Source organism: Bacillus sp. MRMR6, from assembly GCF_001940785.1.
GTDB lineage: Bacteria > Bacillota > Bacilli > Bacillales > Cytobacillaceae > Neobacillus.
In genome coordinates, this window is the sequence record NZ_MSLS01000028.1 from 20,189 (window position 1) to 32,252 (window position 12,064).

The 12,064-nt window shown below is 38.3% G+C and carries 11 protein-coding genes; 6 read left to right on the forward strand and 5 right to left on the reverse strand.

The genetic code is table 11. From position 1 onward, the window contains the following. Positions 1-215: 215 nt before the first annotated feature. The 3 genes from ftsZ (at position 216) to BTR25_RS20320 (ending at position 4,293) form a co-directional block, all read left to right on the forward strand. Positions 216-1,442, forward strand: coding sequence for a cell division protein FtsZ (ftsZ, locus tag BTR25_RS20310; RefSeq protein ID WP_075689857.1), 1,227 nt, complete (start codon positions 216-218; stop codon positions 1,440-1,442). Positions 1,443-1,749: 307 nt separating this feature from the next. Then, the gene (locus BTR25_RS20315) at positions 1,750-3,264 is read left to right on the forward strand and encodes a DHA2 family efflux MFS transporter permease subunit (RefSeq protein WP_075689858.1); all 1,515 of its coding nucleotides are present in this window, start codon (positions 1,750-1,752) and stop codon (positions 3,262-3,264) included. Between the two features lie 147 nt (positions 3,265-3,411). Next, a complete protein-coding gene (locus BTR25_RS20320) occupies positions 3,412-4,293 on the forward strand; it encodes an NAD-dependent epimerase/dehydratase family protein (protein ID WP_075689859.1) in 882 nt (293 codons plus the stop codon). A gap of 68 nt (positions 4,294-4,361) precedes the next feature. On the opposite strand, the gene BTR25_RS20325 is transcribed toward BTR25_RS20320, so the two are convergent. The 5 genes from BTR25_RS20325 to BTR25_RS20345 are packed head-to-tail and all read right to left on the reverse strand — an operon-like array spanning position 4,362 to position 8,563. Continuing rightward, positions 4,362-5,303: a dimethylarginine dimethylaminohydrolase family protein gene (locus BTR25_RS20325; RefSeq protein WP_075689860.1), complete on the reverse strand. Its 942-nt coding sequence runs from the start codon at positions 5,301-5,303 to the stop codon at positions 4,362-4,364. Positions 5,304-5,321: 18 nt separating this feature from the next. Then, positions 5,322-6,050, reverse strand: coding sequence for an amino acid ABC transporter ATP-binding protein (locus BTR25_RS20330; protein ID WP_075689861.1), 729 nt, complete (start codon positions 6,048-6,050; stop codon positions 5,322-5,324). A 34-nt stretch (positions 6,051-6,084) separates the two neighbouring features. After that, the gene (locus BTR25_RS20335) at positions 6,085-6,744 is read right to left on the reverse strand and encodes an amino acid ABC transporter permease (protein ID WP_075689862.1); all 660 of its coding nucleotides are present in this window, start codon (positions 6,742-6,744) and stop codon (positions 6,085-6,087) included. 25 nt (positions 6,745-6,769) lie between these two features. Continuing rightward, positions 6,770-7,588 (reverse strand): transporter substrate-binding domain-containing protein, encoded by an 819-nt coding sequence (locus tag BTR25_RS20340; RefSeq protein ID WP_075689863.1) that lies wholly within the window; start codon positions 7,586-7,588, stop codon positions 6,770-6,772. Between the two features lie 21 nt (positions 7,589-7,609). Beyond that, complete coding sequence (locus tag BTR25_RS20345) at positions 7,610-8,563, reverse strand: dimethylarginine dimethylaminohydrolase family protein (RefSeq protein ID WP_075689864.1); 954 nt, start codon at positions 8,561-8,563, stop codon at positions 7,610-7,612. Between the two features lie 169 nt (positions 8,564-8,732). Between BTR25_RS20345 and BTR25_RS20350 the strand changes: the two genes are divergently transcribed. The 3 genes from BTR25_RS20350 (at position 8,733) to BTR25_RS20360 (ending at position 11,785) form a co-directional block, all read left to right on the forward strand. Continuing rightward, positions 8,733-10,160 carry an amidohydrolase family protein gene (locus BTR25_RS20350; protein WP_075689865.1) on the forward strand — a complete coding sequence of 476 codons (1,428 nt, stop codon included), beginning with the start codon at positions 8,733-8,735 and terminating at the stop codon, positions 10,158-10,160. 121 nt (positions 10,161-10,281) lie between these two features. Next, complete coding sequence (locus BTR25_RS20355; RefSeq protein WP_075689866.1) at positions 10,282-10,851, forward strand: DNA-3-methyladenine glycosylase I; 570 nt, start codon at positions 10,282-10,284, stop codon at positions 10,849-10,851. A gap of 10 nt (positions 10,852-10,861) precedes the next feature. Next, positions 10,862-11,785, forward strand: a complete 924-nt coding sequence (locus BTR25_RS20360; protein ID WP_254842759.1) for a carbohydrate kinase family protein — start codon at positions 10,862-10,864, stop codon at positions 11,783-11,785. Positions 11,786-12,064 lie beyond the last annotated feature (279 nt).

The window sequence follows — 12,064 nt, forward strand, 5'->3', positions numbered from 1 at the left end:
TTTCCTATAAGTATGCCATAATTTGAAAAACAATGTTTGTTTTAAGATTCATTACACATTACCTGAAAAAAATACCGAACTTTTCTTACATTTTTCTGAAAATTACCTGTTCATATGGTAGAATAGGGGAAAATATTAGTATAATAATCAATGATAATAAAAATAAAAGTATAGTATTTAGCCGAAAAATGGATTAATTAGTAGGAGGAAGAAATATGTGGGATTTTGACATGAATATAGATCAAGTAGCTCGAATTAAGGTAATTGGTGTCGGCGGCGGCGGAAATAATGCTGTCAATCGAATGATCGAGGACGGTGTGCAAGGAGTTGAATTTATTGCTGTTAATACAGATGCACAGGCTCTAAATCTATCAAAAGCAGCGATCAAGATGCAAATTGGTGCCACGTTGACAAGAGGGCTTGGTGCTGGTGCTAATCCAGAAGTGGGAAAAAACGCGGTGGAAGAGAGCAAATCTCAACTTCAAGAAGTTCTAAAAGGTGCAGATATGGTCTTTGTTACGGCAGGAATGGGAGGCGGAACAGGCACAGGAGCGGCACCGGCAATTGCTAAAATTGCTCGTGAACTTGGGGCGTTAACGATTGGAGTGGTTACACGTCCATTCGGTTTTGAAGGCCGTAAACGTGCCGCTAATGCTTCAACAGGTATTGAGCAAATGAGGGAAGCTGTTGATACACTTATTATTGTTCCTAATGATCGCCTGCTTCAAATAGTAGACAAGAAAACACCTATGGTGAAAGCGTTTAGAGAAGCAGATAATGTACTAAGGCAGGGTGTACAAGGGATATCTGATTTAATAGCCGTTCCTGGTTTAATTAACTTAGACTTTGCTGACGTTAAAACGATTATGAGTAATCAAGGTACTGCATTAATGGGAATTGGTCAGGCAAAGGGACCCGATCGAGCAGTGGAGGCGGCTAAAAAAGCGATTTCCAGTCCCTTGCTAGAAACTTCTATTGATGGAGCACAAGGTGTGCTTATGAATATTACAGGCGGCAGTAATTTGAGCCTATTTGAGGTTCAAGAGGCAGCAGATATTGTAGCTTCGGCAGCTGATAAGGAATTAAATATGATTTTTGGATCAATTATTAATGATAATTATAAAGACGAAATCATGATTACCGTTATTGCTACTGGATTTGAGGAGAAAGATGGTGCTAATTCTTCCACCAGCAGAACAGGATCAGCAGCAAGGCAGCACGCTCAGGGACAGTACAGCCGTGATCGTGGATATCGGGAAGAACCTGTACGTCCACAAAGCCAACAAAGACCACAGACTGTTGATTTTGGGCAACCGTATCCTGAAGAATACCAAAGGCCGCAAGCTAGAGAGCTGAATCAGGAGCCAGTTCAGCAGAGACATCAAGAGGATTCATTAGATATCCCAACGTTTTTACGCAATCGAAACAAAAGGATAAGATAATTAATATAAAAAGATTTTAAGTGAAAAAAAATTAACTAAACGTCCATTAAAGTATCCAATTATTCAAATTTGGATACTTTTTATTTTTTTAAAACAGGTAATTCTTGTAAGTTGAAATTGGAATGATTTAAGAAATATTAATTGAACTAACAGTATATTCTTAAAAAATAAAGAAGAATAAACAAAGAAAACTCCTAATGAAATCGAGAGATTTTTTGATTGCAATATTTATACTTGTGGTATATGATAAAGGCTGTGTAACGAGAGTATATAATAATGAACCGAATGTATATAGGAGGAACTTACAATGAAACAGACCATGAATCCAACTGGTCGTCCACCTTACGGTCTTATTTCCGTATTAATGGTTGGAGCCTTTATCGCATTTTTAAATAACACTTTATTAAATATTGCACTACCTTCGATTATGGTGGACTTAAAAGTAGAGGCGTCAACTGTTCAGTGGTTAACTACAGGTTTTATGCTAGTAAATGGAATTCTGATTCCAGCAACGGCATATTTAATTCAAAAATATTCTGTTCGAAACCTATTTTTGGTGGCAATGTGTCTATTCGCAGCAGGTACGATTTTAGGCGGCACAGCACATGTATTTCCTATTCTGCTTGCAGGACGAATGATCCAAGCGGCGGGTTCAGCCATCATGATGCCATTGTTAATGAATGTTATGTTAGTTAGCTTTCCAGTGGAGAAACGTGGAACGGCTATGGGGATATTTGGACTAATCTTAATGGCAGCACCAGCAATTGGGCCAACATTATCAGGTTGGATTATTGAACATTATGACTGGAGAATGCTGTTCCATTTTATTACTCCTATTGCCATTTTAGTGGTTTTACTTGGCTTTTTTATGCTTAAAGATAAGAAAGAAAAGGTATACCTCCGCCTGGATATCTTCTCGCTGTTGTTATCAAGTGCTGGTTTTGGCGGAATACTTTATGGATTTAGCTCTGCAGGTGGAAAGGGATGGGATAGTCCACTTGTATACGGGACAATTGCTATTGGAGTTATCTCATTGTTAATTTTCATCTTGCGTCAATTAAAACAAGAACAACCAATGCTTAATTTCAGAATTTATAAATACCCAATGTTTGCTTTATCATCTGCGATTACAATCGTTGTCAATATGGCGATGTTTTCTGGGATGCTGTTAATACCCATTTATGTACAGACAATTCGCGGGATTTCCCCAATGGATGCTGGATTATTGATGCTACCTGGAGCGCTTACAATGGCTTTAATGTCCCCTATTACCGGTAAAATATTTGATAAAATAGGCGGTCGTATGTTGGCATTCACTGGGTTAATTATTATGACTGTAACAACCTATTTTTTCAGTAAATTAACACAAGATACCTCCTATAGTCATTTAATGATTTTAAACACAGTGAGAATGTTTGGAATGTCTATGGTTATGATGCCAGTATCAACTAACGGCTTAAATCAATTACCACCAAGGGCATATCCCCACGGAACAGCCATGAACAATACCATAAATCAGGTTGCAGGTGCGATCGGCACTGCATTACTGGTAACGATTATGTCAAACCGAACAGAATCAGCTGCGAAGGACCTAGGTGAAGCAGCTATGAAAAATCTTACTGAACAGCCAACTGCAGCCGCGCTTGCTGAAATGAAACAACAAATTGCCATGAGTGCCATGTTAGAGGGGATTAACTATTCTTTCCTTATAGCGACGTTTATCTCATCAATTGCCATTGTACTAGCAATCTTCATCAAACGTGCAAATGCAAAAGAGGACTCTACAGAAGGCAGCCCTCAAAGCAAGGAAGTAGTGGCATAAAATATGGACAGAGGAGACCATTTCAACATGGTTTCCTTTTTTTATAGAAAATAGTTAAAAATTGTTGAATTATATGAAATAAAATATACTATTTAAGTAGTTAGAGATATCCAGATATTACATAATTGATTGAAATGGGGATGAAAAATGAGAGATGTACTTGTACTAGGGGGTACCCAATACTTTGGAATGAAGCTTGTCCAAAGGCTTATTGATAATGGGGACCGTGTTACAATCGCAACTAGAGGAAACAATCTAGATCCATTTGGAAATCTGATTGATCGTTTAGTGATGGATAGAATGAATAAAGACTCTATGATCAATGCCTTTTCTAATGAAAAATGGGATTTAATTTATGACCAGTCCTGCTTGTCAGCAAAGGAAGCGCTAGATACGACTGAGATATTAAGAGGGAAAGCAAAGAGATATATATTTACCTCTACACAAGCAGTCTATGATTATGGAACACAACATAAAGAGGAGAACTTCGATCCTGCTAACTATACCTACAAAGTGAAAGAGAGGCAGGATTATGCAGGGTATGAGGGTTATCAAGAAGCAAAACGGGCCTCGGAGGCTATCCTCTACGATAGTGAAATCTTTGAATCAGTCCTTGTTAGAGTCCCAATTGTTATTTCAGAGGATGATTATACAAACCGGTTAAAGTTCCATGTAGATAAAGTACTTCAAAATAAACCGATTGGAATAACAAACCCAAATGCTCGTTATAGTTTCATTCTTGCTGATGAGGCAGCTGATTTCTTATTTAGGATAGGAATGAGTAAATTTACCGGTCCGATCAATCCTGGCTGTGATACTGATATTTCATTAAATGAACTGGTTGGTTTGATTGGAGAAATGACAGGTAACAAACCAATCATAATAACCGATTTAACAAAAGAGAACGCATCCCCGTTTTCATTACCAGGCTCCTGGTCGATAAATACAGACAAAGTAAAACAACTAGGTTACCATTTTACACCCTTAGAAGAAGCACTCACAAAATTAATAAACTATTATATGGAATGACAAGTACCGCCCCGAATTTATCAAATTTTAGGAAGAAAAAACGGACAGCGATAACCTGTCCGTTTTTTTTATACTGGATCTCGGTTTAAGAAGGCGGTCATGCAGTGGATGGCACCCCAGCCGTTGATGATTTCGTCCATTTCAGCTTCAATTACTTCGATACCATTTTGAAGTAAGAGATCTTTCGTTAATGGATTCCCTGTAGGCATGACTACTTTTCCAGGAGCTAGTGCCACGAAGTTTAAGCTCATTCCCTGTTTTAACTCATCGATGTAGGGAAGTTCAATTAATTCGATACCGAGATCAATTAATTGTTTCATACAATCGTATGTAGTATGCCATGGGAAAATAACGAGTTTATTCTTATCGGCCATATTCATATACCCATCAAGGTGAATGGATCCATATGGTATTTGCGTACGAATAATATTTTTAACTCCTATATTTCTTAGTTCACGTTCTACTTGAAGGGCACCTGATTCGTTTGTACGGCTTCCGGTCCCAATCACGACGGTTTCGCGGTTAACCCACATGGCACTTGCACCTTCGAAAAATCCATCACCGTTAATAGTTTTAATAATAGGGACACCAAGCGTTGCCAAGGTTCTGGCTACTGCTTTTTCTTCCCCTCGTCTAGCAGAAATAGCAGGGCGGCAGACAATGGCTCCCTCTGGAGTCATAAACACTAAATCGCGCATAAACATAGCATTTGGTTTATCATCACGCTGTCCTTCAACATAATGAACCTCAACACCATGCGCCCGGTATATTTCTGCAAGCTGATCTTGCTGTCTGCGTGCCCGAACAGGATTCATAGGCGCACGGAAGCGGAATTCAGCAAAATTTTCTTCTGTTATGCCTTCAATTTCTATCCCAGGGCGGTGCATGAGCACTGCTCTTAATCTGCCGACTTCAGAGTCACAATACCAGTTGCCCCATAAGTCTTTTAATTCGTCTGCAAAACTAGTTTCTGCTGGAAACCAACGTTCCCCTTGTACCTTAACTTCCATGTTATGTACCTCCAAAGATTAGTGGTTAAGTACTTTTGATAAAAACTCTTGTGCCCGTTCAGTGGATGGGTTAGAAAAAAATTGTTCAGGTGGAGAGACTTCAACAATTTTTCCATCTGCCATAAAGACAATTTGGTCACACATTTCTCTAGCAAAGCCCATTTCGTGTGTAACAACAATCATCGTCATTCCAGTACTAGCTAAGTTCCGTATGGCATCTAATACTTCCTTGATCATTTCAGGGTCTAGTGCAGAGGTTGGCTCGTCAAAAAGCATGACTTTTGGATCCATCGCCAGTGCCCTTGCAATCGCTACCCGTTGCTGCTGGCCTCCAGAAAGCTGAGAAGGGTAGAAATCAAATTTGGCTTCAAGTCCTAACATAGTGAGTAATTCTTTTCCGCGTTTTTCAGCTTCCGCCTTATTTACTTTTTTTACATTAACTGGTGCAATCGTAACATTCTGTAAAGCAGTTAAAAATGGATAAAGATTAAAGGACTGAAATACAAATCCTATATCTGTTCGAGCAGTATTAATATTTGTCTTTTTATCATGTATGCTGACACCATCCACAATAATTTCCCCAGCATTAATCGGCTCAAGCGCATTAATTGCGCGGATTAGCGTGCTTTTTCCAGCACCACTTGGACCGATGAGGGCAAAAATTTGTGATTGTGCTATTTCTAGATTAATATCCTGGAGGACTTTATTGTCTCCAAATGATTTTTGCACATTTTTTATTGAGATCATACAGATCACTCCTTTTACATCTCATTACGGTTTATTATTCTGTAACCTGATATTTCTTTTCAAAATATCGGATAATTTGCGATAGGGTAAAGGTCATAATAAAGTAAAGTAGTGCAACGAATGTCCAAACTTCAAGTGAGCGGAAACTGGTTGCTACTAAGTTTTTTGCAATCAGTGTCAAATCGATTACCGAGATAACGGAAACGAGCGATGAATCTTTTATTAGAATGATAAATTGGGACGCCATAGGCGGCAATACCTTACGAAATGCTTGTGGCAAGATAATCAGTCTCATTGCCTGTGCATAGGTCATACCTGATGAACGGGCTGCTTCCATTTGGCCTTTAGGGACAGATTGAATACCAGCTCTGACAATCTCAGCAATGAAGGCACCAGAGAATGTTGCCAGACCGAGGATTGCTGACCAATATGGACCAAGCCGCAAAAAATTACTTAGAACAAAGAAAATCCAAAATAATAGTACAAGAAGTGGAATCCCTCTCATAATTTCAATGTAAGCTGTTGCTAAAAAAGAAAGCCATTTATTGCGTGAAATTCTCAATAGTCCTATTAAAATACCAATAGGTATACTAAAAAGAAGGGCTAACGCTGAAATTTCCAGCGTTAGCCACATTCCTTCTAGGAATAACGGCAGATTATTGGGAATTACGCTCCAATTTGTTTGATATTGCATGTAATTGCCTCCTAGAAAGAAATTCTTATTCTTCTTCTACTTCATCCATCCAATCAACATTATCAAACCATTTGCTGAAAGATGCTAATTCTGTTGGACTGCCTTTATAGGAATCTAGGAAAGAGTTTAACCACTGAACTGTTTCTAAGTCATTTTTACGAACAGCAATCCCTAAGTTTTCACTAGAAATTAATTCATATACACCACGTACATTATTTGGATTCATAGCCTCGTATGAACGTACACCTGGCTCGTCATAAATAACTCCATCTGCTTGACCTTGTACAAGTGCCATAGATGCTGCAGGGAAATCTTCGAAGTCAGCAATTTCTGCATTTTTAAAGATTTGTTTTGCTAAAAGGGCACCAGTTGTTCCTAAAGAAACAGCGATTTTTTTACCCGGCTGGTCAAGTTCTTCCCAAGATTTTGTAGTGGAATCACCTTTAGGTACCATTAATACTTGTCCTGTTTGGAAGTAAGGATTTGCAAAGCTAACAGCAAGTGCACGGTCACCACGAATGGTCATTCCAGCAATAATCATATCAATTTCACCAGTTCCAAGTGCAGGGATAAGACCATCAAAACCAAATTGTTTGAATTCAACATCTACACCAAGCGCCTCACCGATTGCTCTTGCAGTATCCATGTCATAACCAATGAATTCACCTTTTGTATTTTTCATTTCAAAAGGGAAATAGCCTGGGGCAGTTCCGACAACCAATTTTTTATTTTTTAATATACTATCAATGGTAGAGGGTACTTTCTCCGAAGTTGATGTTTCCTTTGTACAACCTGCCATAATGGCTAACATCAAGACTAGTAAAACACTAAACATTTTTTTCATTTACTTTTTCCACCCTTCAATTTAGTTAGAACTTATCGGATCTCTTTGTAAAAAAGCTGTCATACAATGAATCGCTCCCCAGCCCTTTAAGATTTCCGTAACATCTGTTTCAATAACGGTAACACCCGCAGCTTCTAATTTAGCTTTCATCTCGGGACAATTTGCCGGCATGACAACCTTTCCTGGTTCTAAAGCAACAAAGTTTATACAGGCATTATTTTTTATTTCCTCTGTATGAGTAGCTTCAATAATCGTAAAATCACGGTCTAACAGAACTTTGACAACGTCATATGGAACCTGCCAAGGGAAAAGTGCTGCGACTTTTCGGTCAGCTATATTGATTAAACCATCGAGATGGGCATGCCCATAAGGAATTTCAAATGGTACTATGTACTTTACACCTAGATTGCGTAATTCAGCTTCCACTTGAGCAGCTCCGTTTTGATTCGCTCTTGCTCCGGTACCAAGCAGAACTGTTTCACGGTCAATCCACATGGCACATGCACCATCAAAAATGCCTTCTCCGTTAATGGTTTTAATAATCGGCACTCCAAGTTCCCCTAATGCTTTTGCAGCAAACCTTTCTTCACCACGCCGTGCAGCAATCCCGAGCCTGCAAACAATTGCGCCTTCTGGTGTCATAAACACTTGATCTCTCATAAAAAGTGAATTCGGACGATCGGTTCTGCCATCTTCGACATAATGAATAGCAACCCCGTGTGAACGATAAATAGCCATTAATTGATCATGTTCAGCTCTAGCTTTCTCTACATTCATTGGTGCTTTCCAGCGAAATTGAGAAAAGTTTGCTTCGGTAACCGTTTCAATCTCTTTTCCTGGTCTTCTTACAAGAACCGCTCGTAATTTTCCAACTTCGGAATCACAATACCAATTACCCCATAATGATGGTAATTCCGAACCAAATGTTGCTTCTGAAGGAAACCATCTCTCACCTTGAATTTTTACTAGACCCATTGACCCACCTCCTTGTCTTATAGATATATTAGCATAATTCGAAAAATATTAAAGTATAAAAATTAATTTCTTTTTATTAATATAAATATTAGTATAATAATAATATTCAGTCATCTAGAACTTAGGCTTTTAAATCAACAAAATTTGTCGAGTTAGGGGAGCGTAAAACATGAAGGTGGATTTGATTATTCAAAATGGATTAATAATGACCATGGAAGGGAAGGGGGTAGGTCTAATAGAAGATGGTGCCGTTGCCATAAAAGGGAATACAATCCAAGCGGTTGGGTCAACATTAGAAATTACTCGTGACTACTCAGCTGAAAGGGTGATTGACGCACAAAATAAACTTGTCATGCCAGGTTTAATCGATGCCCATATCCATACAGGTTTGGCATTGCTTCGTGGTGTAGCACAGGACATTAATCACTGGATGCAAAAAGGGCTTTGGCCATTTATGAAGCATGTAACCCCTGAAGCGAGTAAAAAGGGCTCAATGGTTAATATTATTGAAGGAATTCAAGCCGGAACGACAACTTTTTGTGACTACGACAGCTCGATGAGTAGTTTAGTAGAAAATTATATTAAAATCGGTGCGCGTGCACGGGTAGCAGAGCTGGTTAATGAGATTCCAGATCATATTAGTGATATTCCAGTTGGCGAGCTTTATCCTTTTTACTCCGAGATTGGAGAAAGAAAATTGAAAAATAATCTTTCGCTAATTGAAAAATACCATGAAAGTGCAGATGGGCGCATTACATGTATTTTAGGTCCTCATGGGCCAGATTTAATGAGTATAGAGTTATTAAAAGAAATGCAGGGATTAGCAGAACAATACGATACTAAACTGCATATGCATGTTGCTCAGGGTGATCGTGAAATTGATCAAATGGTAAAGAGATATGGAAAACGAAGTATTTCATTTTTAGAAGAAATGGGGTACTTAAATGAGAGATTAATCGCTGTTCATTTAACAGAAGCGACAGATGAGGAGACAGAAATTGTTGCTAAAAGCGGCGCAGGGATGATTTATTGCGCAGGCAGCATTGGAATCATCGACGGACTTGTTCCACCTGTATTGAAGTTTATAGAGAGTGGCGGAGTTGCAGGTCTGGGCTCAGATCAAGCACCCGGGAATAATTGTAACAATATGTTTAATGAAATGAAATTCGCAGCAATTTTGAACAAGGTAAAGCGCTCGAATCCGGCTGTTTTTCCAGCGGCGATGTCGCTTCGAATGGCAACGATTGAAGCGGCAAAGGTGATGGGAATTGATCATGAGGTAGGTTCACTGCGAGGAGGGAAGAAAGCGGATTTAATTATTATTAATCTATTAGAACCAACATTAAGTCCTCTTTATATGGACCCAATTCGAAATATCGTTCCAAATTTAGTGTATTCAGCACGAGGTCATGAAGTAGAGACTAGTATCATAAATGGAAAAATAGTAATGGAAAATCGTCAGATTACAACTATTGATACAAAAGCTGCTTTGTTAGAAGCACAGCAAGCGGCCAAAGAAGTGAGTCAGCGAGCTAAACAAGATATTCTAAACGCTGATAGTGACATGCTGCGCATGATGGAGGATCACCTTTTGTAACTGTATTTAGTAACAATGATTAAAAGGTTTGTGAACGTTAATAATTTTAGTAAAATGAGAGGAGGCACAGCATTTGTGTCTCCTCTTGTTTGATTGATAGAGGATAAGGAGGAAGAGAAAATTGAGCAGATGTGGCTGGGTTAATCAGGATCCACTTTATATCGAATATCACGATCATGAATGGGGTGTTCCTGTTTATGATGATCGTTTATTATTTGAATATTTGAACTTAGAAGGTGCTCAAGCGGGTTTGAGCTGGTATACGATTTTAAAGAAAAGGGAAAATTATCGCAAGGCATTTGATGTTTTCGATCCCGTGAAGATTATCAAGTATGATGATAATAAGGTTTCGGAACTTTTAAATAATGAAGGGATTGTACGAAACAAGCTTAAGATAAATGCAGTTATTACAAATGCCCACGCCTTTTTAAAGGTGGTTGAAGAGTTTGGTTCTTTTAGCCGCTATATTTGGTCATTTGTTGATGGAGTACCGATTCAGAACCAATTTGAGGAACTCTCAGAAGTTCCTGCAAAAACTGATATTAGTGATAAAATAAGTAAGGATTTAAAGAAACGAGGATTTAAATTCGTTGGGTCCACGATTTGTTATGCTTTTATGCAAGCAGTTGGAATGGTGAATGATCATATTACCTCCTGCAAATGTTACAAAGAAAAAGACTTTACATCTTAGGGGGATACTGTTGAAAAAACAAGGTGTTATTTCACTTGGGGAAGCTTTTGTCGACTTAATTTCAGTCGACTCTACTAATACAAAGTATCAGCAGATGCTTGGCGGTGCTACGGTTAACGTTGCCGCAGGTGTAAAAAGACAAGGAATTCCCTCGTATTATTTATGTAAATTTGGTACCAATCAACTTAGTGAATTTGTTGAATCGGAATTATCTAAGGAAAGAATTAATACAAACTTTTGTGTACGTACTTCTGTTAAGGATATTTGTGTGGTGTATGTTCACCTGGATGAAAAGGGTGAACGATATTTCCACCAGTACATAAATAATACGCCAGATGTAGTGCTAACAGAAAACGAGCTGGATGAGAAAGTTTTTAACAAAGTACGAATTTTTTACTTTGGTTCGGGAACTTTATTTCATGAAACGGCGAAAAGAACTACGATGAAAGCATTAAAATTTGCCAGAGAAGCAAACACTCTTATTGCGTTCGATGCTAACTTGAGACTAAAGAGATGGGAAAGTGCAAGTCAGTGTCGAAGAACAGTGTGTTCACAGTTAGAGCATGTAGATATTGTGAAACTTACTGAAGAAGAACTATTTTTTTTAACAGAGACTGATCTGATTGAGGACGCATTGAAAATTGTTTCAGTTTATAATATTCCCTATTTATTTATAACATTAGGCAGTAAAGGTGCCATCGCTGTTATGAAAGGCAGAAAGGTTAATGTTCCCTCGATAGAAGTAGACGCTATTGACACCACTGGTGCTGGTGATGCTTTTATGGCTGCACTTTTATACCAATTTCATGAAAAAGGATTGCCAACAAACCTATTCCAATTGGAGGAATATACGGCGTATGCAAATAGAGTTGCAGCAATGACAACAACACAAATAGGTTCTTTAACTGCAATGAAACCTGATAATTCCCTTTAAAAGGCCCAATCCGTGTGATTGGGTTCTTCATGAGGAAATACATGTATGGATTATACCAAATAAAGGAGAATAATGATTTAAGGAAAAATCTGCTTCTCTCTAGAAGTAGATTTTCCGTTTTTTACATGTAAAAATTGGAAATCAGTTGACGCTATTAGGATGTTTCAAGTAAACTGATAAAGCAGTATAACTATCTGAATATACAGAATAGTTTCGAGGATATTCGCAGGAAGGAGGAGAGTTTCACTGACACTATTAATCTAAAAGATTACAGTACCA

Excerpts from the sequence above, each read along its gene's own strand:
- ftsZ (WP_075689857.1), top strand. The coding sequence starts at position 216 with ATGTGGGATTTTGACATGAATATAGATCAAGTAGCTCGAATTAAGGTA.
- BTR25_RS20315 (WP_075689858.1), top strand. The coding sequence starts at position 1,750 with ATGAAACAGACCATGAATCCAACTGGTCGTCCACCTTACGGTCTTATT.
- BTR25_RS20320 (WP_075689859.1), top strand. The coding sequence starts at position 3,412 with ATGAGAGATGTACTTGTACTAGGGGGTACCCAATACTTTGGAATGAAG.
- BTR25_RS20325 (WP_075689860.1), bottom strand. The coding sequence starts at position 5,303 with ATGGAAGTTAAGGTACAAGGGGAACGTTGGTTTCCAGCAGAAACTAGT.
- BTR25_RS20330 (WP_075689861.1), bottom strand. The coding sequence starts at position 6,050 with ATGATCTCAATAAAAAATGTGCAAAAATCATTTGGAGACAATAAAGTC.
- BTR25_RS20335 (WP_075689862.1), bottom strand. The coding sequence starts at position 6,744 with ATGCAATATCAAACAAATTGGAGCGTAATTCCCAATAATCTGCCGTTA.
- BTR25_RS20340 (WP_075689863.1), bottom strand. The coding sequence starts at position 7,588 with ATGAAAAAAATGTTTAGTGTTTTACTAGTCTTGATGTTAGCCATTATG.
- BTR25_RS20345 (WP_075689864.1), bottom strand. The coding sequence starts at position 8,563 with ATGGGTCTAGTAAAAATTCAAGGTGAGAGATGGTTTCCTTCAGAAGCA.
- BTR25_RS20350 (WP_075689865.1), top strand. The coding sequence starts at position 8,733 with ATGAAGGTGGATTTGATTATTCAAAATGGATTAATAATGACCATGGAA.